The sequence below is a fragment of the Kitasatospora sp. NPDC090091 genome, from assembly GCF_044747365.1.
GTDB lineage: Bacteria > Actinomycetota > Actinomycetes > Streptomycetales > Streptomycetaceae > Kitasatospora.
The window spans coordinates 158,194-179,487 of sequence record NZ_JBIVDY010000005.1 but is presented as its reverse complement, the minus strand read 5'-3'; the positions used below and the strand labels follow the sequence as shown (position 1 = coordinate 179,487).

The 21,294-nt window shown below is 72.9% G+C and carries 17 protein-coding genes and 1 tRNA gene; 16 read left to right on the top strand and 2 right to left on the bottom strand.

Annotated features, from left to right (window positions below):
• Positions 1 to 519 precede the first annotated feature (519 nt).
• The 7 genes from ACIPSC_RS10680 to ACIPSC_RS10650 all read left to right on the top strand — a co-directional run bounded on the left by ACIPSC_RS10680 (position 520) and on the right by ACIPSC_RS10650 (position 7,514).
• A complete protein-coding gene (locus ACIPSC_RS10680) occupies positions 520 to 1,125 on the top strand; it encodes a GNAT family N-acetyltransferase (protein WP_400824687.1) in 606 nt (201 codons plus the stop codon).
• A 71-nt stretch (positions 1,126 to 1,196) separates the two neighbouring features.
• A complete protein-coding gene (locus ACIPSC_RS10675; RefSeq protein WP_400824686.1) occupies positions 1,197 to 2,147 on the top strand; it encodes an ABC transporter substrate-binding protein in 951 nt (316 codons plus the stop codon).
• A gap of 40 nt (positions 2,148 to 2,187) precedes the next feature.
• The gene (locus ACIPSC_RS10670) at positions 2,188 to 3,237 is read left to right on the top strand and encodes an amino acid ABC transporter permease (protein ID WP_400824685.1); all 1,050 of its coding nucleotides are present in this window, start codon (positions 2,188 to 2,190) and stop codon (positions 3,235 to 3,237) included.
• 20 nt (positions 3,238 to 3,257) lie between these two features.
• Complete coding sequence (locus tag ACIPSC_RS10665; RefSeq protein WP_400824972.1) at positions 3,258 to 4,010, top strand: amino acid ABC transporter ATP-binding protein; 753 nt, start codon at positions 3,258 to 3,260, stop codon at positions 4,008 to 4,010.
• A gap of 112 nt (positions 4,011 to 4,122) precedes the next feature.
• Positions 4,123 to 5,112: an ABC transporter substrate-binding protein gene (locus tag ACIPSC_RS10660; protein ID WP_400824684.1), complete on the top strand. Its 990-nt coding sequence runs from the start codon at positions 4,123 to 4,125 to the stop codon at positions 5,110 to 5,112.
• A gap of 92 nt (positions 5,113 to 5,204) precedes the next feature.
• Positions 5,205 to 6,407, top strand: a complete 1,203-nt coding sequence (locus ACIPSC_RS10655) for a serine/threonine-protein kinase (RefSeq protein ID WP_400824683.1) — start codon at positions 5,205 to 5,207, stop codon at positions 6,405 to 6,407.
• A 255-nt stretch (positions 6,408 to 6,662) separates the two neighbouring features.
• Positions 6,663 to 7,514 (top strand): fumarylacetoacetate hydrolase family protein, encoded by an 852-nt coding sequence (locus ACIPSC_RS10650; protein WP_400824682.1) that lies wholly within the window; start codon positions 6,663 to 6,665, stop codon positions 7,512 to 7,514.
• 111 nt (positions 7,515 to 7,625) lie between these two features.
• Here the strand turns inward: ACIPSC_RS10650 and ACIPSC_RS10645 are convergent, their stop codons facing one another.
• Positions 7,626 to 8,363 carry a TetR/AcrR family transcriptional regulator gene (locus ACIPSC_RS10645; RefSeq protein WP_400824681.1) on the bottom strand — a complete coding sequence of 246 codons (738 nt, stop codon included), beginning with the start codon at positions 8,361 to 8,363 and terminating at the stop codon, positions 7,626 to 7,628.
• A gap of 356 nt (positions 8,364 to 8,719) precedes the next feature.
• Between ACIPSC_RS10645 and ACIPSC_RS10640 the strand changes: the two genes are divergently transcribed.
• The 4 genes from ACIPSC_RS10640 (at position 8,720) to ACIPSC_RS10625 (ending at position 14,359) form a co-directional block, all read left to right on the top strand.
• Positions 8,720 to 10,426 carry a DUF885 domain-containing protein gene (locus ACIPSC_RS10640; RefSeq protein WP_400824680.1) on the top strand — a complete coding sequence of 569 codons (1,707 nt, stop codon included), beginning with the start codon at positions 8,720 to 8,722 and terminating at the stop codon, positions 10,424 to 10,426.
• Positions 10,427 to 10,769: 343 nt separating this feature from the next.
• Positions 10,770 to 12,227 (top strand): MFS transporter, encoded by a 1,458-nt coding sequence (locus ACIPSC_RS10635; RefSeq protein ID WP_400824970.1) that lies wholly within the window; start codon positions 10,770 to 10,772, stop codon positions 12,225 to 12,227.
• 80 nt (positions 12,228 to 12,307) lie between these two features.
• A complete protein-coding gene (locus ACIPSC_RS10630; RefSeq protein WP_400824679.1) occupies positions 12,308 to 13,261 on the top strand; it encodes a carbohydrate kinase family protein in 954 nt (317 codons plus the stop codon).
• A 108-nt stretch (positions 13,262 to 13,369) separates the two neighbouring features.
• Positions 13,370 to 14,359 (top strand): trypsin-like serine peptidase, encoded by a 990-nt coding sequence (locus ACIPSC_RS10625; RefSeq protein ID WP_400824678.1) that lies wholly within the window; start codon positions 13,370 to 13,372, stop codon positions 14,357 to 14,359.
• Between the two features lie 126 nt (positions 14,360 to 14,485).
• Here the strand turns inward: ACIPSC_RS10625 and ACIPSC_RS10620 are convergent.
• Positions 14,486 to 14,557: transfer RNA gene (locus tag ACIPSC_RS10620), tRNA-Arg, on the bottom strand.
• Positions 14,558 to 14,779: 222 nt separating this feature from the next.
• On the opposite strand from ACIPSC_RS10620, the gene ACIPSC_RS10615 reads away from it, so the two are divergent.
• The 5 genes from ACIPSC_RS10615 to thrC all read left to right on the top strand — a co-directional run bounded on the left by ACIPSC_RS10615 (position 14,780) and on the right by thrC (position 20,951).
• Positions 14,780 to 15,199: a response regulator gene (locus ACIPSC_RS10615; RefSeq protein ID WP_238865393.1), complete on the top strand. Its 420-nt coding sequence runs from the start codon at positions 14,780 to 14,782 to the stop codon at positions 15,197 to 15,199.
• A gap of 85 nt (positions 15,200 to 15,284) precedes the next feature.
• Positions 15,285 to 16,940: an arginine--tRNA ligase gene (argS, locus tag ACIPSC_RS10610; RefSeq protein ID WP_400824677.1), complete on the top strand. Its 1,656-nt coding sequence runs from the start codon at positions 15,285 to 15,287 to the stop codon at positions 16,938 to 16,940.
• Positions 16,941 to 17,028: 88 nt separating this feature from the next.
• The gene (gene lysA / locus ACIPSC_RS10605; RefSeq protein ID WP_400824676.1) at positions 17,029 to 18,423 is read left to right on the top strand and encodes a diaminopimelate decarboxylase; all 1,395 of its coding nucleotides are present in this window, start codon (positions 17,029 to 17,031) and stop codon (positions 18,421 to 18,423) included.
• Between the two features lie 137 nt (positions 18,424 to 18,560).
• Positions 18,561 to 19,853 carry a homoserine dehydrogenase gene (locus ACIPSC_RS10600; RefSeq protein WP_400824675.1) on the top strand — a complete coding sequence of 431 codons (1,293 nt, stop codon included), beginning with the start codon at positions 18,561 to 18,563 and terminating at the stop codon, positions 19,851 to 19,853.
• Between the two features lie 9 nt (positions 19,854 to 19,862).
• Entirely contained in the window at positions 19,863 to 20,951 is a 1,089-nt protein-coding gene (thrC, locus tag ACIPSC_RS10595) for a threonine synthase (RefSeq protein ID WP_400824674.1), read from the top strand.
• Positions 20,952 to 21,294: the final 343 nt, after the last annotated feature.

Here is a 21,294-nt window from a genome sequence, read left to right as displayed (position 1 = left end):
TCAAGGGTCACCGGAGCGGGTCGCAGGGCGACAGACGATCGCAACAGAGCGGTAATGGACGGTGGTTGACGCCGCGCAGGCTTCACTGCTCAACTAATGGCCATGTACGCCGAGCAGCTCCTGGTCACCCGCGACCACATCGACTTCGGTCGAGTGTGGTCCGCGGCGTGTCTCGGCTGACCCGGCAGCGGGCCGCCCAGCCGGCCCTGTCCTCCTCCGGAGGCCCCTCCCTCGGTGCCCCGTCGCGGGCCGGGAGAGCCGTCACCAACTGACGGTTCGTCGGGCGCACGCTGCCGCCGCTCCTTGAAGCACCGCACTGCGCTCCGGCAGTTCCACCGGCATCGCCGCCGTCACCGCTCCGGTCACCGTCACCGCTCCGTTCAGCGTTCCGCTCAGCGCTCCTGTCACCGCCGCCGCCACGTACCGGGGGCGGCGCACCGCGCCCGGCCGTGCCACGGCCTCCTCCACCCTGCCCGCCCGCAGCCCGCCGGGGCCGTCCGACCCGAAAGGTCCGTCACCATGCCCGTCGAATCCCTCCGCGTCGCCGACCCCGGCGGGGGCGCAGCACTGAGCCCCGCGCCCGACGCCGGCCCGGTGGTGGAGATCCGCCGGGCCGCGATCGGCGACCCGCTGGTCGAGCCGCTGTTGCGCGAGCTCACCCACGAGTACGTCACCCGGTACGGGCCTCAGGCGCGCGAGGAGATGAGCCGCTACCCGGCGGAGGCCTTCGCCGAGCCGGCCGGCGGCCTGCTGCTGCTCCTGCTGGTGGACGGCGCCGCGGTGGCCGGTGGCGCGTACAAGCGGTACGACGAGCGGACGGCCGAGCTGAAACGGATGTGGACGCACTCCGCGCACCGCCGCCGCGGCCTGGCCGGCCTGGTGCTGGCCGCGCTGGAACGGGAGGCCGCCGCGGCCGGGTACACCCGGATCTACCTCACCACCGGCCCGCTCCAGCCCGAGGCCAAGGGCCTCTACCTGGCCCACGGCTACACGCCGCTGTTCGACGTGGACGCGGACCCGCTCGCCCCGCGCGCCGCGGGGGAGGACGGGCCGCCCGGCGGCCACCGCCCGCTGCCCTTCGAGAAGCATCTGCCGGGCGGCGCGCCCGGCGCCCGCACGTCCTGAACCTGCTGATCCCCGCTGATCCCCGCTGATCCCCGCACCTCCCGAGACCGACTCCCGAAAGGCACCGCCCCGTGAGAACGACCACCGTCCGCCGCCGCCTGTTCGCGGCCACCGCCCTGCTGCCGGTCCTGGCGCTGGCGGCGTGCGGATCGGACCCGAAGACCGCCGCCCCGTCCGGCGCCGGCAAGGCCGCGGTCGACGCCGCGGCGCAGGACGTCGTCTCCGCCATCCCCAGGTCGGACGCCGCGGCGGCGCTGCTGCCGGAGGACGTCCGCAAGGCCGGGACGGTGAAGTTCGGCTCCTCGCTGGGCTATCCGCCGTCGGCCTTCTACGCCGACCAGGCCACCAAGAAGCCGGCCGGCGTGGACATCGACCTCACCGACGCGGTGGCCAGGGTGCTCGGCCTGACCGTGCAGCGCGAGGAGGCCGCCTTCGAGACCATCCTGCCCGCGCTCGGCAGCGGCAAGTACGACGTCGGCACCGGCAACTTCGGGGTCACCACGGCCCGGCTGAAGACCATCGACTTCGTCACCTACGTCGACGACGGCCAAGGCTTCGCGGTCCGCAAGGACGACACCGCGATCCAGCCGGTCACCGAGCTGGTCCAGCTCTGCGGCCTGACCATCGGCACCGGCGCCGGCACCACCTTCGAGACCACGCTCAACGCCAAGAAGAGCGTCTGCGCCGACGCCGGCAAGAAGCCCTACGAGGTCAAGGCGTTCAGCGACAACGGCGCCGTCCTGACCGGCCTCCAGCAGGGGCGGGTGGACATCGTGATGTCCACCATCAACGGCCTTCGCCACCAGGCGTCCCAGGAGGCGTCCGGCACGCGGTTCCTGGGCGAGTTCCACCGGCTGGACGTCGGCTTCGCGTTCAAGAAGGGCTCCCCGCTGACGCCGGCGTTCCAGGCGGCCGTCAACCAGCTGATCAAGGACGGGACGTACGACCGGATCCTGAAGAAGTGGGGGGTCTCCGACTCGGCGATCAAGGAGTCCCTGATCAGCCCGCCCGAGCACGCGTGACCCCCTGTCCGGGCCCCGTGCCTGTTGGAGGAATCCCCCCATGACCATCACCACCACCGCCGCCACCACCGCCGCCGCCGCGACCGCCGCCGCGACCGGCTCCGCCGATGCCTCGGCGGGTACGGCAGCTGCCGCCCGGGTCGACCTCGCCGAGCTGTCCGCCCTGCGCACCGTCCCCGCCCGGCACCCCTGGCGCTGGGCGGCCGCAGCCGCCGCCCTCGTCGTGCTCGCCCAGTTCGTCCACGGGCTGGCCACCAATCCCGGCTGGGACTGGGCGACCTTCCGGATCTACTTCTCCACCGACACCATCCTGCGAGCGGTCGGCCGGACCATCGAGCTCACCTTCTACGGCACCGTGCTGGGCTTCCTGCTCGGTGCCGTGGTGGCCGCCATGCGGCTGTCCCGCAGCGCCGTGCTGCAGTCCATCGCCTGGGCCTACGTCTGGGCGTTCCGCTCCATCCCGCTGATCGTCCAGCTGGTCTTCTGGTTCAACCTGTCCTACCTCTACAAGCGGTTCGGCATCGGGATCCCGTTCGGCCCGACCTTCGCGGACTTCGAGACGGTGGGCGTGCTGGGCGCACTCGGCGCCGCCGTGCTGGGCCTCGGGCTGCACCAGGCCGCGTTCGCCGCCGAGATCATCCGCGGCGGCGTGATCGCCGTGGACGCCGGCCAGCGGGAGGCCGCCGCCGCGCTGGGCGTGCCCCGTTGGCGCCAGGCCTGGCGGATCGTCCTGCCGCAGGCGATGCGCGGCATCCTGCCCGCCGCCGCCAACGAGGTCATCTCGCTCTTCAAGGGCACGTCGGTGGTCTACGTGATGGCCATCGGCGAGCTCTTCTACCAGGTGCAGGTCGTCTACGGCCGGACCGGCCGGGTGGTCCCGCTGCTGATGGTGGCCACCGTCTGGTACGTGCTGCTGACCACCGTGCTGTCGATCGCCCAGTACTACGTCGAGCGCCACTTCGCCCGGGGCTCCAGCCGGACCCCGCCGCCCACCCCGCTGCAGCGGGCCCGGACCTTCGTCCGGAGCCTGCGGGCCGCCCGCGCCCCCGCTCCCGTACCCGCCCCGACCGCCTCCGGAGGACGCTCGTGACCACCACCGCCCTGGAACCCATGGTGCAGGTCAGGGGCCTGCACAAGAGCTTCGGGCAGCTGGCCGTGCTGCGCGGGGTCGACCTCGACGTGCCGGCCGGCTCGGTGACGGTGGTGCTCGGCCCGTCCGGCTCCGGCAAGTCCACCCTGCTGCGCTCGATCAACCACCTGGAGAAGCTGGACCGCGGCTTCGTCGCGATCGACGGCGAGCTGATCGGCTACCGGCGCTCCGGCGACCGGCTGTACGAGCTCCGGGAGCGCGAGGTCCTGCGCCAGCGCACCAACATCGGCTTCGTCTTCCAGAACTTCAACCTGTTCCCGCACCTCACCGTGGTGGAGAACATCGTCGAGGCGCCGATCAGCGCGCTCGGCCGCCCCAGGGCCGCGGCGCGGGCGGCCGCGCTGGAGCTGCTGGCGCGGGTCGGTCTGGCCGACAAGGCGGACGCCTACCCGCGGCAGCTCTCGGGCGGCCAGCAGCAGCGGGTGGCGATCGCCCGGGCGCTGGCGCTGGAGCCGAAGGTGCTGCTGTTCGACGAGCCGACCTCGGCGCTCGACCCGGAGCTGGTCGGCGAGGTGCTGGACGTCATCAAGGACCTCGCCCGGGGCGGCACCACCATGATCGTGGTCACCCACGAGATCGGCTTCGCCCGCGAGGTCGCCGACACCGTCGTCTTCATGGACGGCGGCGTGGTGGTCGAACAGGGCCCGCCGAAGGCCGTCCTCGACGACCCGCAGCACGAGCGCACCCGCGCCTTCCTGGCCAAGGTGCTCTGAGCCCAGGGCCTGAGCCCGCCCCGGGGCCCGCCGAGCGCGGCCCCCGGCCCGCCCCTCTCCCCTCTTCTCTCTCCCCCCCCAACCTCCCCTTCACCCCGGCAGGAGTTCCGCCATGTCCCTACCCCGTCGCGCCCTCGTGACCGCCGCCGCCGCGCTCGCCGCCACCCTCACCCTGGCCGCCTGCGGCAGCTCCTCGGACGCCTCGGCGGAACTCGCGCCCGCCAGGGGCAGCGTGGCGCCGGACGGCACCAAGGTGAACCTGACGCCGAATCAGAACAGAGTCACCACGCCCAAGGTGGACGCCGTCGCGGCGCTGGTTCCGGAGGAGGTCCGCAAGAGAGGCACGCTGACCGTCACCGACTCCATCGGCACCACGCCGCCGCTGGACTTCTACGCCGACGACGACAAGACGATCATCGGCGTCGAACCGGACATCGCCTCGCTGATCGGCAACGTGCTCGGCCTCAAGGTCGAGTTCAACCCGGTCTCCTGGGAGAACATCTTCGTCGGGCTGGACAGCGGCAAGTACGACGTCGGCATCTCCAACATCACCGTCACCGAGGCCCGCAAGGAGAAGTACGACTTCGCGACCTACCGCCTGGACGTCCTCGGCTTCGAGGCCAGGAAGGGTGCCGGCTTCAAGATCGCCGGAGCCAAGGACGTCGCCGGCCGCACGATCGGCGTCGCCTCCGGCACCAACCAGGAGAAGCTGCTGATCGGCTGGAGCGAGGAGAACGTCCGGAACGGGCTCAAGCCGACCGACATCAAGTACTTCCAGAACAGCTCGGACTACTACCTGGCGCTCTCCTCCGGCCGGATCGACGCCTACGTCGGCCCCAACCCCAGCCTGGCCTTCCACGCCGTGCAGACGGGGGAGAGCGAGGTGGTCGGCACCTACTCGGGCGGCGGCGCCGACGTCCTCGGGAAGATCGCGGCGACCACCAAGAAGGACAGCGGTCTGGTCCGGGCGCTCAACGGCGCGATCGACGAGATCATCAGGAACGGCACCTACGCCCAGGTCCTCAAGCGCTGGGGCCTGGAGGGCGAGGCCGTCAAGGCCTCCGAGATCAACCCGCCCGGCCTGCCCAAGCCGAAGCCGTAATCCGTTCACCTCGATGTGCTCCCCCGCCGCTATGGTGGCCCGGTCACGGTGAACGCCGTTCGGATCCGCGCGACTTGGGGGTTGGGGGAGCAATGGAGGCTGGGGAGGTGCTGGACGGCCGGTACCTGCTGGAGGCCAAGCTCGGCGAGGGCGGCTTCGGCGTGGTCTGGCAGGCCCGCGACAGCAACATCGGCCGGCGGGTCGCGGTGAAGGTGCTGTCCGAGGAGAAGGCCCGTGACGAGGAGGCCGTCCAGCGCTTCGTCCGGGAGGCCAAGACCGCGGGCAGCCTCTCCCACCCGAACATCGTCACCCTGTACGACTACGGCACGGTGCGCGAGGGGGGCTGGTCCACCCACTACCTGGTGATGGAGCTGGTGCCCGGCCGGCCGCTCTCCGCGCTGCTCCGCGAGGGCACCCCGGAGCTGGAGGTCTCGCTCAAGTGGGTCCGGCAGGTGTGCAAGGCGCTGGCCGCCGCGCACGCCTCGGGCGTGGTCCACCGGGACATCAAGCCGGAGAACATCATGATCACCGACGGCGGTGAGGCCAAGGTGCTGGATTTCGGCATCGCCAGGCTGCTCACCCAGTCCGGCGGGGCGCTCACCTCCACCGGCGTGGTGATCGGCACCCCGCCGTACCTCGCCCCCGAGTGCTGGGCCGGCGACCCGATCGACGGCCGGGCCGATCTGTACGCGCTCGGCGTGGTGCTCTTCCAGCTCTGCACCGGGCAGCGGCCGTTCAATGCGGGCTCGGCGGTCACCATGATGTACCAGCACCTGAACGAGCCGCCGCCGCCCGTCCGGACCCCTTGTCCGGCGCTCGCCGCGCTGGTCCGCGAGCTGCTCGCCAAGAGCCCGGCCGACCGGCCCGCGGACGCGGCCGAAGTCCGCCGCCGGCTGCGCGAGATCCGGCTCGGACCGGAGGCGCCCACCCCCGAGGCGCTGCGCAAGCGGGCCGACCGCGCCTGGGAGCACGGGGCGGAGGGCCGGCCGGGGGAGGCCGCCGCGATGCTGCTGCCGCTGATCCCGCAGTTCGCCCGGGTCTGCGGCCCGCGCGACCTCCGCACCCTGCGTACCTGCCACGACCTCGCCCTCTGGCTGGCCCGGGACGGCAGCCCGGGCGCCGCCGTCGCGCTGCTGCGCGAGCTGGAGGCGGCCCTCGTCGCGGAGCCGCAGGCCCGGGCCGACGTGGCGCGCGACCTCGACCGCTGGCAGCGCGTCTGCGAGCGCGGCGGCCCGGGCACCCCGCGCCCGCTGGCCCTGGACCGGCTCCTCGACGGCGGCCCGCAGCAGGGCTGACGCCCGGCGGCGATCGGGCCGCAGCGGCCGGGAGCCGCCGTTCTCGCCGACGGCGCGGCCGGCCCGGGGCGAGGGCTGTCAACCGTACGGGCACCCGATTCGGCGGCATCCGGGCTTGTGTGAATTGATAGGAATTCGCTCACCGGAACCGTCTGGTGACCGGGCCTGGCGCGTTGATATACCTCGCAGGCAAGAGTCCGGGTGCGGTGTGCGGCCGCCCCGGCCAGCTGCGACGAAACTGGTGGTGACGCTCAGATGAAGCTCCTCCGTGTCGGACCGCCGGGCGCCGAGCGTCCGGTCGTGCAGGGCCAGGACGGCACCGCGTACGAGCTCTCCGGCCGGGCCCGGGACATCGACGGCGCCTTCCTCGCCGAGCTCGACCCGCGGGCGCTGGCCCGCGACGTGGCCGCCGGCCTGCTGCCGGTGGCCGACATCGCCGGGCAGCGGGTCGGCGCGCCGGTCACCCGGCCGGGCAAGGTGGTCGGGATCGGGCTCAACTACCGCGACCACGCGGCCGAGGCCGGGGCGCCGATCCCGGACGAGCCGGTGATCTTCCTCAAGCCCAGCTCCACCGTGGTCGGCCCGTACGACGAGGTGCTGGTGCCGCGCGGCGGCGAGAAGACCGACTACGAGGCCGAGCTGGCGATCGTGATCGGCCGCACCGCCCGCTACCTGGAGGACCACCGGGCGGCGGCGGGGGCCATCGCCGGCTACACCATCGCCAACGACGTCACCGAGCGCGCCTTCCAGTTCGAGCGCGGCGGCCAGTGGGACAAGGGCAAGTCCGCGGAGACCTTCACCCCGCTCGGGCCCTGGCTGGTCACCGCGGACGAGGTGGCGGACCCGCAGCGGCTGTCGCTGCGGCTCTGGGTCAACGGCGAGCTGCGGCAGGACGGCTCCACCGCCGAGATGATCTTCCCGGTGCTGGAGATCGTCCGCTACGCCAGCCAGTTCATGGTGCTGGAGCCCGGCGACGTGATCGTCACCGGCACCCCGGCCGGCGTCACCCTCGGCCGCCCGGGCACGCCGTTCCTGGCCCCGGGCGACATCGTCGAGATCGAGGTGGACGGCCTCGGCCGCCAGCGCCAGGTGCTCGGCAAGGCGTAGAGCGGGCGCGCGCGGCTCAGGGCCGCTCGGCACCTGCCCGTGCGGGCCCGGCGCCCGCATTCCCGCAGGCCCGGCGTCCACGCGGCGCGGCCGTGACCCCGGGCACGGGGGTCAGGGCCGTGGCGTCAGCAGCTCGCGCAGCCGGCGCACCCGCGAGTCGTCCGGCCGCTCCAGCACCAGCAGCCCGGCCAGCACCTCCGCCGTCTGCGGATCGCCGAGCGCCGTGGCCGCCGCCATCGCCACGAACTGGTCCACCAGCCAGTCCCGCAGCTCCTCCACCGGCACCGTCCGGCCCTCGTCCAGCCAGGTCAGCGAGGCACCCTCGATCACCGCGATCCAGGAGCGGACCAGCAGGGTCAGCCGCGGCCCGGCCTCCCGCACGCCGAGGTGGCGCAGCGTCCGCTGGAGCGCGGCCCGCCGCACGTCGTCGACGATGGCCGAGGTCCGCGCCGTCTCCACCACCGAACCGCCGCGCAGCAGCGCCGAGTAGCCGGCGTCGTGCTCGGCCACGAAGGCGAAGTAGCGGTCCAGCACCGCCGCCAGCTGGTCGGTCGGGGTCCCGGTCAGCGGCACCGTGAACCGGCTGCTCAGCTCGTCCGCCGCGGTGCGCAGCGCGGCCTCGTACAGCTGCTGCTTGCCGCCCGCGAAGTAGCGGTAGACCAGCGGCCGGGACGCCCCCGCGGCGGCGGCCACGTCGTCCAGGCCGACCTCCTCGGGCGGGCGGGAGGCGAACAGCTCCAGCGCCACCGCGATCAGCTGCTCCCGCCGTTGCTCCACCGGCAGCCGCCGGTAGCCGGCGCGTCGCGGGCGTGCCTGGGGGGACGGAACGGGCGCTGAGCTGGCTTCCATGGCGGTCAGCGTAGTGGCCGGTCGACCGATCCGGCCCGGTCCTGCGTGGTACTTCTCGAACGGCCGTCCGTACGGCCCGCAGCCCCCCGCGGCGCGGCCGCGGGCCCTCCCGCCCACGGCGGGCGGGGTGCCGCCGCACCGCTGCCGCCGGCCGCCTCGCACAGCCTCGCGGGCCTCGGACACTTCTGCCCCGCGCCGATCGGCTCGCGCCGCTGCAGCTTCGTATGCGTACGGCCCCTTGGTGGAGAGGGCCCTCCGCCGGGCGGGCGGTGCAGGTGCCCGAACCGACCGGATTGGCCGGAGCATGCCATGGATGGGGGGCTTGCATTCGGCCCCGGCCGCGAAATGATGTCCGAATGGTTGAAGAACTGATCACCTCCGACGGCACCACCCCGCGCCGTGTCGCCGACGCCTACGTCCAGGCGCTCGCCCAGCTGGACCCGCTGACCGCGGTGTATCTGGGGCTCAACCCCGAGGACGACCGCCTCCCCGACCTCTCCCCGGCCGGCGCCGAGGCAGTCGCCGAACTGGCCCGGCACACCCTGGCCGTGCTGGAGGAGGTCGAGCAGGCCGGCGCCGCCGAGGACGAGGCCGAGCGCCGCTGCGCCCGGCTGCTGCGCGAGCGGCTCACCGCCGAGCTCGCCGTCCACGCCGCGGGGGAGGGCTTCCGGGCGATCCGCAACCTGGGCTCCCCGGTGCACAACGTCCGCGACATCTTCACCCTGATGGCCACCGAGACCGAGCAGCAGTGGGAGGTGGTCGGCCGCCGGCTGGCCCGGGTGCCCGTCGCGCTGGCGCAGTTCCGCGAGACGCTCGCCGAGGGCATCGAGCGCGGCCTGCTCTCCGGCCCCCGCCAGGTGGCCACCATGGTCGGGCAGCTCGGCGAGTGGCTGGAGGGCGAGGTGCCCGGCGGCTGGTTCGGCGGGTTCGTCGGCAAGGCCCCCGAGTCGCTCCGCCCCGGCCTGGCCGAGCCCGCCGAGGCCGCCACCGCTGCCGTCGCCGAGCTGCGCGACTGGATGCGCGACGTCTACGGCCCGGCCGCCGCCGACGCCCCCGACACCGCCGGGCGCGAGCGCTACGGCCGGTGGGTCCGCTACTGGACCGGCGCCGACCTCGACCTCGACGAGGCGTACGCCTGGGCCTGGCAGGAGTTCCACGACCTGCTCGCCCAGATGCGGGCGGAGGCCGAGAAGGTGCGCCCGGGCGCCGACCCGATGGAGGCGATGAAGTGGCTGGAGACCGACGGTCCGGCCATCGCCGGGGCCGAGCCCGCCCGTGAGTTCCTCCAGGGCCTGATGGACCAGGCCATCAACGACCTCCAGGGCACCCACTTCGACCTCGCCGAGCCGGTCACCCGGGTCGAGTCGATGATCGCCCCGCCCGGCAGCGCGGCCGCCCCGTACTACACCGCGCCGTCGCTGGACTTCACCCGCCCCGGGCGGACCTGGCTGCCGACCCTCGGCCGGGAGAGCTTCCCGGTCTGGGACCTCGTCTCGACCTGGTACCACGAGGGCGTTCCCGGCCACCACCTCCAGCTGGCGCAGTGGAACTACGTCGCCGACCGGCTCTCCACCTACCAGGTCAGCATCGGCGGGGTGAGCGCCAACCTGGAGGGCTGGGCGCTGTACGCCGAGCGCCTGATGGACGAGCTGGGCTACCTCACCGACCCCGGCCACCGGCTCGGCTACCTCAACGCCCAGATGATGCGGGCGCTGCGGGTGATCGTCGACATCGGCATGCACGTCGGCCTGGACTTCCCGGCGGATTCGCCGTACCGCCCGGGCGAGCCGGTGCTGCCGGACGCCGCGCGGGAGTTCTTCGGCCTGTACTGCGGGCTCTCGGCCGAGTTCCTGGACAGCGAGCTGGTCCGCTACCTGGGCATGCCCGGCCAGGCGATCGGCTACAAGCTGGGCGAGCGGGCCTGGCTGCGCGGCCGGGCGGCGGCGCGGGCGGCGCACGAGGCGCGCGGCGAGGACTTCGACCTCAAGGCCTGGCACATGGCGGCCCTGTCGCAGGGCTCGCTCGGCCTGGACGACCTGGTCGCCGAGCTGGCCGCGCTGTAGGCCCCGGCCGCCGACCGGCGGCGACCCCGCGGGCCCCGGGTGCTTCGGCATCCGGGGCCCGCGCGCGTCCGGGGCATTGTCCCCTTCCCCTCACGGCTGCGCTCATTTCCTCCGTCGCTGGTCCCAGGACCCTGGTTCTTTTGTCCCAAATAGCCATATTTGGTCAGGTTTTTCCTTGCCATCCAGCAGCACGAGCGTTTGGCTGGAAAGCGACTGCGTGTCCTTCTCCGACCCGACGGAAGGCTCCCCAGTGTCTGCGCAACCTGCCACCGGTCCTCAGACCGAAGCGGCGGCGGACAACCGCCGCTGGTGGGCCCTGGCGGTCATCGCCATCGCCCAGCTGATGATCGTGCTCGACATCACCATCGTGAACATCGCACTGCCGTCGGCCCAGAAGGACCTCGGGATATCCGACGCGAACCGCCAGTGGGTGATCACCGCCTACACGCTGGCCTTCGGTGGCCTGCTGCTCCTGGGCGGCCGGCTCGGCGACCTCTTCGGCCGCAAGCGCGTCTTCACCGTCGGCCTGCTCGGCTTCGCCCTCGCCTCCGCGCTCGGCGGCGCCGCGGCCGGCCCGGCCATGCTGTTCGGGGCCCGTGCCCTCCAGGGGGCCTTCGGTGCACTCCTCGCCCCGTCCGCGCTGGGCCTGCTCTCGACCACGTTCAGGGATCCCCGTGAACGCAGCACCGCGTTCGGCATCTTCGGCGCCATCGCCGGCGGCGGTGCCGCGATCGGCCTGCTCCTCGGCGGCCTGCTGACCGAGTACCTGAACTGGCGCTGGTGCCTCTTCGTCAACACCCCGATCGCGATCGCGACCGCCTTCGCCGCCTACTACGTGCTCACCCGCGACCACATCGAGAAGGGGCGCCGGGTCAAGCTCGACCTGCCGGGCGCACTGCTCGGCTGCGGCGGCCTGCTCGCCATCGTCTTCGGCATGTCCGAGGCCGTGTCGCGGGGCTGGGGCGACTGGCTGGTCCTGGGCTCGCTGGCCCTCGGCGTGGCGCTGCTGGCGGTGTTCGTGCTGGTCGAGAAGCGCACCGAGCACGCCCTGCTGCCGCTGCACATCGTCGGCGAGCGCAACCGCGGCGGCGGCGCGCTCTCGGTGGGTCTGGCGATGGTCGGCATGTTCGGCCTGTTCCTGTTCCTGACCTACTACCTCCAGGAGATCAAGCACTTCTCGCCGGTGATGTCCGGTGTCTCCTTCCTGCCGATGACGGCCGCCATCGTCATCGCCTCGACCGGCTTCGCCGCCCGGCTGATGACCAGGGTGCCCTCGCGCAACCTGATCGGCCCGGGTCTGCTGCTCGCTGCGGCGGGCATGGCCTGGCTGACCCAGATGAAGGTGAGCAGCCCCTGGGCGGGCATGGTCCTGCCCGCGGAGCTGCTGCTCGGCTTCGGCATGGGCCTGGTGTTCATGCCGTCGATGAGCCTGGCCACGCTGGGTGTCGCCCCGGCGGAGACCGGCGCCGCCTCGGCGACCATCAACTCGGCCCAGCAGGTGGGCGGATCCTTCGGCACCGCGCTGCTGAACACCATCGCGGCCAGCGCCACGGCGAGCTACCTGGCCACCAGGATCGCCTCCGACCCCGCCGTCCGGGCCGAGGGGGCGGTGCACGGGTACGTGGTCGCGACATGGGTGGCGATGGGCATCCTGATCCTCGCGGCGCTGATCGCCTTCCTGATGATCAACCACCGGCCGGAACCGGGGGAGGCCACCGGCGAGGTGGGCGCCCCGGCGGTCGAGGCCGCGGCCACGGGCGCGGGATCGACGGCCACCGGCGCCCGGCAGCGGGCCAAGTGAAACTTGCCGCAATCCCTTGCAGTCAACCTCCGGCGCCTGCTTGACTCCTGGCCACCACCAGGGATCAAGGAGGCGCCGCCGTGCCGCAGTTCGAGTCCTCGCCCGGAGCGCCGGACGCCGAGCCCGAACCCGACCTCGACCTGCTGGTGGTCGGCGGGGCCGGCGTGGACACCGTCGTCCGGGTCGAGCGGCTCGAAGTCCCGGACGGCGACTCGCAGTACGTGCCGCCGGTGCGCGACTACGTGGCCCACACCGGCAACGGCGTCGCCCTCGGCGCCCACCACCTGGGCCTGCGCACCGCCTTCATCGACCACCTCGGCGACGACCCGCAGGGCGAGCTGATCCTCGCCGAGTACGCCCGCCGGGGCCTGCCGTTCGCGCACCTCGTCTCGCCGCACGGCACCCCGCGCGCGGTCAACCTGGTCGACGCGGCCGGCCGCCGGTTCTCCTTCTACGACGGCCGTCACCCGGCCGACCTGCGCCTGCCGCGCGAGTTCTACCTGCCGTACGTCGAGCGCAGCCGGCACGTCCACCTCTCGATCACCGGCACCAACCGCGACATGTACCCGGACCTGCACCGGCTCGGCCGCACCAGCTCCACCGACCTGCACGACTGGGACGGCCGCAACCCCCACCACCGGGTCTACGCGGTCAACTCCGACCTGGTCTTCCTCTCGGTGGCCGGCTGCCGGGGCCGCCACGAGGAGGTGATGCGGGCGGTCCTCGCCGAGGGCCGGGCCGCCGTCGTGGTGGCCACCGCCGGGGCCGACGGCGCCTTCCTGCTCTCCCGCGACGCCGCGGACGCCCCGCCGCTGCACGTCCCCGCCGTCGACCCGGGCCGCCCGGTGGTCGACACCAACGGCGCCGGGGACGCCTTCGTGACCGGCTTCCTGCACGCCTGGCTGCGCGGCCGCCCGTTGCCCGAGTGCGCCCGCGCGGGCGCGGCGGCCGGGGCGTTCGCCTGCACCGAGGCGGGGACGCACACCGCGTTCATCACCGCGGACGCCCTCGCGCGCGCCGCGGCGCAGGCTTGACCTAACAGTTCTCATCAAGCTCCCAGCCGGGGATCACGGCCCTCCAAGCCTGCTTCGCCATAGTCGGATCCGTATCCGGACCGACACCAGGGCAGGAGCAGACCAGGTATGGGCCAGCACCGCCGCAAGCCCCGACGCCGACTGATCGGCCCGAGCCTGCTGACCGGGCTGTCGGCCCTCACCGTCGCGGCCCTGGTGGTGGGTTCGCACAGTCTGGCCTCGCACGTGACGGCGGTCGGCAGCCCCTCGACGGTGCACGCGATGCCGTCCGCGGCGGCCGCCGTCACCCCCGCGCCGGCCGCCGCCGGCCCGTCCTCGTCCGCCTCCTCGCCCCCGTCCCCGCTGGCCTCATCGGCCGGCCCGGCGGCCACCGTCACCCCGGCCGTCGGCGGGACGTCCACCCCGGCCGCCCCCGCTACCACCACCGCCGCCCCCGCCCCCGCTGCCGAGCCGGGCACCACCGCGGTGGCCCCGGCCACCGCCGAGGCGGCCACCGTCGGCGCCCTCTTCGCCGGCGCCGTCGCGGCCGGGAACCACTTCTGCACCGCCAGCGTGCTGGACAGCCCGACCGGCAACCTGCTGCTCACCGCCGCCCACTGCCTGGACGGCACGGCCGGCGTCACCTTCGCCCCCGGCTACCGCGACGGCCGTGCCCCGTACGGCACTTGGCGCGTCACCGCGATCCACACCACCGACGGCTGGTCCCGCGACGGCGACCAGGACGAGGACTTCGCCATCCTGGAGACCGCCACCGCGGACGGCCGCCGGATCGAGGACGTGGTCGGCGCCAACCGGCTCGGCACCGACGAGCCCTTCGGCGCCACCGTCCGTCTCTACGGCTACCCCGGCGACTCCGAATCGCCGCTGCTGTGCACCAACTCCACGAGCCGCCACAGCACGTACCAGCGCGCCATCGACTGCCCCGGCTATCCCGGCGGCACCAGCGGCGGACCCTGGATCGACACCGCCACCGGCCGCGTGATCGGCATCATCGGCGGTTTCCAGGAGGGCGGCGACACCGAGGACACCTCGTACGACGCGTACTTCGACCACACCATCGCCGCCCTCTACGCCGAGGCGGTCGCCGCGGCCTCCTGACCGGGCGGCGCAAACCCGTTCGACCGGCCGGGCCGAGTCACCCTCAACTCGCCCCCGGGAACGACAAAGGCCCAGATCCGTGGATGAACTCCACTGACCTGGGCCTCAGTTGCACTTCTTGCGAAGTGCCCCCGGCAGGATTCGAACCTGCGCACCCGCCTCCGGAGGGCGGTGCTCTATCCCCTGAGCTACGGGGGCCTGCTTGGTGTCTCGGCGCTGTGCGCTCCGACGTGGAGAACATTACCAGGCCCGGGGCGCGGTCCGTGCACGGTTTTCGATCAACCGCTCCGCGGGGTCGCGGCGGCGGGTCGCGCAACGGCCCCGCGGCCGGGGAACGGCCGGGAACCGGCGGGGGAGCGGAAGTGCGGAAAGGCCGGACGGGGCGGCGGGCGCGCCGATACCCTCGGTGAGGTGTCGGGAGTGTCCGGGCGGGTCCTCGTGGTGGACGACAGCGAGGTGATCCGCCAGCTGATCAGGGTCAACCTGGAGCTCGAAGGCTTCGAGGTGGTGACCGCCGCCGACGGCGCCGAATGCCTGGAGGTGGTCCGCCGGGTGAAGCCCGACGTGGTGACGCTGGACGTGGTGATGCCGCGACTGGACGGCCTGCGGACGGCGGCCCGGCTGCGGGCGGCGCCCGGGACGAGCTCCCTGCCGATCGCGATCGTCTCGGCCTGCTCCCCGGCCGACCTCGACCTCGGCGAGGCGGTCGGCGTGGACGGCTACCTGGGCAAGCCCTTCGACCCCGCGGATCTGGTGGCGCTGGTCCGGCGGTTGATGGGCCTCGGCGGGAACCCCGCCGGATTTCGCCCTGAGCGAACGAACCGGACCGATCGCGGCTGAGACCCCCAGGGACGGGGGCGGCCCGGCGTCTCAACCGGCAAACCGAGTGGCGGGCGGGCACCCCCTCTCGCCTACGCTTGGCGTCGTGACCCCCGCAGAGCTTTCCCAGGCAGTCCAGGCCGCAGTGAGCGCCGCCGTCGAGGCGGGCGAGCTGGCCGTCGCCGTGCCCGAGCACGTGACGATCGAGCGGCCCAAGAACAGGGACCACGGCGACTACGCGACGAACGTGGCCCTCCAGCTCGCGAAGCCGGCCGGCCGGCCGCCGCGAGCCGTCGCCGAGCTGCTGGCGGACCGCCTGCGAGGGATCACCGGCGTCGCGAAGGTCGACATCGCCGGTCCGGGCTTCCTGAACATCACCCTGGACACCGCCACCCAGGGCGAGCTGGCCCGCACCATCGTCGAGGCGGGCGAGGCCTACGGCCGCAACGAGGCCCTCAAGGGCCTGAAGATCAACCTGGAGTTCGTCTCCGCCAACCCGACCGGCCCGATCCACATCGGCGGCGTCCGCTGGGCCGCCGTCGGCGACTCGCTGGCGCGCGTGCTGCGGGCCTCCGGCGCCGACGTCACCACCGAGTACTACCTGAACGACGCCGGCGTGCAGATCTCCAAGTTCGCCGCCTCGCTGCAGGCCGCCGCCAACGGCCGCGAGGTGCCCGAGGGCGGGTACGTCGGCGAGTACATCGTCGACATCGCCAAGGCGATCACCGACGGCGTCCCGGGCGTGCTCGACCTGCCCGAGGACGAGCAGCTGCAGGCCTTCCGCACCGAGGGCCTGGCGCTCATGGTGGCCGAGATCAAGCGGTCGATGGACGAGTTCGGCGTGGACTTCGACGTCTGGTTCTCGGAGAAGTCGCTGCACGACTCCGGCGCCGTCGAGAAGGCCATGGAGCGGCTGCGCGAGCAGGGCCACGTCTTCGACCGGGACGGCGCCGTCTGGCTGCGCACCACCGACTTCGGCGACGACAAGGACCGCGTCCTGGTCAAGGCCGACGGCGAGACCACCTACTTCGCCGCCGACGCCGCGTACTACCTCTCCAAGCGCGACCGTGGCGCCGAGGTCTCGGTCTACATGCTGGGTGCGGACCACCACGGCTACGTCAACCGCCTCAAGGCCATCGCGGCCTGCGCCGGCGACGACATGGACCGCAACATCGAGGTCAAGATCGGCCAGTTCGTGAAGATGCTTCGCGACGGCGAAGAGGTCCGCATGTCCAAGCGGGCCGGCAACATCATCACGATCGACGACGTGGTCGACTGGATCGGCGTGGACGCCGCCCGCTACACCCTGGCGCGCTCCTCGACCGACTCCACCATCACGCTCGACATCAACGTGCTGACCAGCCAGACCAACGAGAACCCGGTCTTCTACGTCCAGTACGCGCACGCCCGGATGTGCTCGGTCCAGCGCAAGGCCGGCGAGCTGGGCATCTCCCGCAGCGCCGACTTCAAACCCGAGCTGCTCGCCACCGAGTGGGAGTCCGACCTGCTCGGCCAGCTCGGCGAGTTCCCGCGCGTCCTGGCCACGGCCGGCGAGCTGCGCGAGCCGCACCGGGTCGCGCGCTACCTGGAGGAGCTGGCGGGCAAGTACCACCGCTTCTACGACAACTGCCAGATCCTGCCGAAGGGCGACGACGAGGCCACCGACCTCACGCACGCCCGCCTCTGGCTCGCCGACGCCACCCGTACGGTGATCGCCAACGGCCTGACGCTCCTGGGCGTGACGGCGCCCGAGCGGATGTAGTACCACCCCCAAGCGCACGGCGGGGGCGGCGGACGGTCAACGGGGACCGTCGCCGCCCCTCGCCATAGGTCAAGGACGAGAGAGCCAGATGAGCCGCTCCGCACACCCCGCAGGCCCCCGTCACGGCGACGTGCTGCCCGAGGGCCACTACCAGGCGCCGCCGAGCGACCTGAACGCGCTCGACCCCAAGGTGTGGTCGAAGACCGTCACCCGCGGCGCCGACGGCGTCGTCACCGTCGGCGGTGTCGACGTGCAGCGGCTCGCCGCCGAGTTCGGCACCCCGGCCTACGTGATGGACGAGGAGGACTTCCGCGCCCGCGCCCGCGCCTGGCGGGACGCCTTCGGCGCCGGCGCCGACGTCTACTACGCGGGCAAGGCTTTCCTCTCCAAGGCCGTCGTCCGCTGGCTGCACGAGGAGGGCCTGAACGTCGACGTGTGCAGCGGCGGCGAGCTGCACGTCGCGCTGGCCGCCGGGATGCCCGCCGAGCGGATCGCGCTGCACGGCAACAACAAGTCGGTCCACGAGCTGGAGCAGGCGGTGAAGGCCGGCGTCGGGCACATCGTGGTCGACTCCTACGCGGAGATCGAGCGGCTCGCCGCGATCGCCGCCCGGCAGGGCGTCCGGCAGCAGGTGCTGATCCGGATCACCGTCGGCGTCGAGGCGCACACCCACGAGTTCATCGCCACCGCGCACGAGGACCAGAAGTTCGGCCTCTCGCTCACCGGGGGAGCGGCCGCCGAGGCGGTCCGCCGGGTGCTCGCCCACCCCGACAGCCTGGAGCTGCGCGGCATCCACTCGCACATCGGCTCGCAGATCTTCGACACGGCCGGCTTCGAGGTCGCCGCCCGCCGGGTGGTCGGCCTGCTGGCCGAGATCCGCGACGAGCACGGCGTCGAGCTGCCCGAGATCGACCTGGGCGGCGGCCTGGGCATCGCCTACACCAGCGACGACGACCCGCGCGAGCCGGCCGAGATCGCCGCCGCGCTGGCCGAGATCGTCCGCCGCGAGTGCGCCGCCGCGAACCTGCGCGCCCCGCGGCTGTCCGTCGAGCCGGGCCGCGCGATCGTCGGCCCGACGGCGTTCACGCTGTACGAGGTCGGCACCGTCAAGCCGCTGGAGGGCCTGCGCACCTACGTCAGCGTGGACGGCGGCATGTCCGACAACATCCGTACCGCGCTCTACGACGCCGAGTACTCGGTGGCGCTGGTCTCGCGCCGCAGCGACGCCGAGCCGATGCTCTCCCGCGTGGTCGGCAAGCACTGCGAGTCCGGCGACATCGTGGTCCGCGACGCCTTCCTGCCGGCCGACCTGGCCCCGGGCGACCTGATCGCGGTGCCCGCCACCGGCGCCTACTGCCGCTCGATGGCGAGCAACTACAACCACGCCCTGAAGCCCCCGGTGCTGGCCGTCAAGGACGGCGCGGCCCGGGTGATCGTCCGGCGCGAGACGGAGGAGGATCTCCTGCGTCTCGATATCGGATGACGAAATCCTTGTCTCAGATCATGGAACGACCGTAGATCCGTGCGGAAAGTCCCGGAGACTGGTACAGACCGAAGTTCCGGCGGTCCCCGAAATCCCGCCGGAAATACCGAAGCACGATGAATGCAGAGCGGAGTCGGATGATGCGTACGCGGCCGCTGAAGGTGGCGTTGCTGGGCTGTGGTGTGGTGGGCTCCGAGGTGGCGCGCATCATGACGACAGACGCCGCCGACCTCGCCGCGCGCATCGGCGCGCCGGTCGAGCTCGCCGGCATCGCGGTCCGCCGGGCCGGTCGGACCCGCCCGGGCGTGCCCGAGCACCTGATCACCACCGATGCCGAGGCCCTGGTCAACCGGGGCGACATCGACGTGGTGGTCGAGGTGGTGGGCGGCATCGAGCCGTCCAAACACCTCATCCTGTCGGCGTTCAAGCAGGGCGCCTCGGTGGTCAGCGCCAACAAGGCGCTGCTCGCCAAGGACGGCACCGAGCTGCACGCGGCGGCCGCCGAGGCCGGCGTGGACCTGTACTACGAGGCCGCGGTGGCCGGTGCCATCCCGCTGCTGCGCCCGCTGCGCGAGTCGCTCGCCGGCGACAAGGTGAACCGGGTGCTCGGGATCGTCAACGGCACCACCAACTTCATCCTCGACAAGATGGACACCACCGGCGCCGGCTACTCGGAGGCGCTGGAGGAGGCCACCGCGCTCGGCTACGCCGAGGCCGACCCGACGGCCGACGTCGAGGGCTTCGACGCCGCCGCCAAGGCCGCGATCCTGGCCGGCATCGCCTTCCACACCGAGGTGACCGCGGCGGACGTCTACCGCGAGGGCATCACCGAGGTGACCGCCGCCGACATCGCCTCCGCCAAGGAGATGGGCTGCGTCGTCAAGCTGCTCGCGATCTGCGAGCGGGCGGCCGACGGCGCCTCCGTCACCGCGCGCGTCCACCCGGCGATGATCCCGCTCTCGCACCCGCTGGCGTCCGTCCGCGAGGCCTACAACGCGGTGTTCGTCGAGGCGGAGGCGGCCGGCCGCCTGATGTTCTACGGCCCGGGCGCCGGCGGTTCGCCGACCGCCTCCGCGGTCCTCGGCGACCTGGTCGCGGTCTGCCGCAACAAGCTCGCCGGCTCCACCGGCCCCGGCGACTCGGTGTACACCCAGCTGCCGGCCAAGCCGATGGACCAGGTGGTCACCCGCTACCACGTCAGCCTGGACGTGGACGACCGTGCGGGCGTCCTCGCCCAGGTGGCGTCCGTCTTCGCCGAGCACGGCGTCTCCATCGACACCGTGCGCCAGCAGGGCCGCGACGGCGACGCCTCGCTCGTCGTGGTCACCCACCGTGCCACCGACGCCGCGCTGTCGGCGACGGTCGACAAGCTCCGCGCACTCGACAGCGTGCGCGACGTGGCCAGCATCATGCGGGTCGAAGGGGAGTAGGGAAAAGCCATGAACGCCGTCATCGCCCGAGGCGCCCACACCCACCAGTGGCGCGGTCTGATCGAGGAGTACCGCGACCGGCTGCCGGTCACGGACTCCACGCCCGTGGTCACCCTGCTGGAGGGCGGCACGCCGCTCGTCCCCGCCCAGGTGCTCTCCGAGCGCACCGGCTGCGAGGTCTACCTCAAGGTCGAGGGCGCCAACCCGACCGGCTCCTTCAAGGACCGCGGGATGACGATGGCCATCTCCAAGGCCAAGGAGGAGGGCGCCCAGGCGGTCATCTGCGCCTCCACCGGCAACACCTCGGCCTCCGCCGCCGCGTACGCGGTGCGCGCCGGGATGGTCTCCGCGGTGCTGGTGCCGCAGGGCAAGATCGCGCTCGGCAAGATGGGCCAGGCGCTGGTCCACGGCGCCAAGATCCTTCAGGTGGACGGGAACTTCGACGACTGCCTCACCCTTGCGCGTGAACTGTCCGAGAAGTACCCGGTGGCGCTGGTCAACTCGGTGAACCCGGTCCGGATCGAGGGTCAGAAGACCGCCGCCTTCGAGATCGTGGACATGCTCGGCGACGCGCCGGACATCCACGTGCTTCCGGTCGGCAACGCGGGCAACATCACCGCGTACTGGAAGGGTTACCGCGAATACGCGACCGACGGCCTGGCCGCCCGCACCCCGCGGATGTGGGGCTTCCAGGCCTCCGGCTCGGCCCCGATCGTGGACGGTGCCCCGGTGCTCAAGCCGCAGACCATCGCCACCGCGATCCGGATCGGCAACCCGGCCTCCTGGGACTACGCGCTCGCCGCGCGGGACGAGTCGGGCGGCCTCATCGACAAGGTGACCGACCGTCAGATCCTGTCCGCCTACCGGCTGTTGGCCGCACAGGAGGGCGTCTTCGTCGAGCCCGCCTCGGCCGCCTCGGTGGCCGGCCTGCTGGCCAAGGCGGAGGCCGGCCTGGTCGACCCGGGCCAGCGGATCGTCTGCACGGTGACCGGCAACGGCCTCAAGGACCCGGACTGGGCGGTGGCCGGCGCGCCGCAGCCGCAGGTCGTCCCGATCGACCCGGAGGCCGCCGCGCAGCGCCTCGGCCTGCTGGACTGACCGGTCGCACGCCGATCGCACGGCGGGCCGACCCTTTCGGGGGTCGGCCCGCCGCCGTTCTCGGCTGACACTTTTGTGTCAATTCCGCCGCGCATTCCGATGCCATTCCGGCACGCATTCCGGCCAGAAACGGCAACACACCAGATCGAAGGCCCACGGGGTGTACCACTGTGGAACCTGTCTTCGATACTCTGGGTTCGGCCGTGTGGCACATGCCCCGGGTCCGGTCCGTCTGCGGACCGCGCCGACGACTGTGACCGCCCGCCCCGGTCGGGGCCTGCGGCCCCCTCCCCACCCTCGCACCGACGCGCTTCGCGCCGCCCGATTTCCCCAGGAGAGTCCA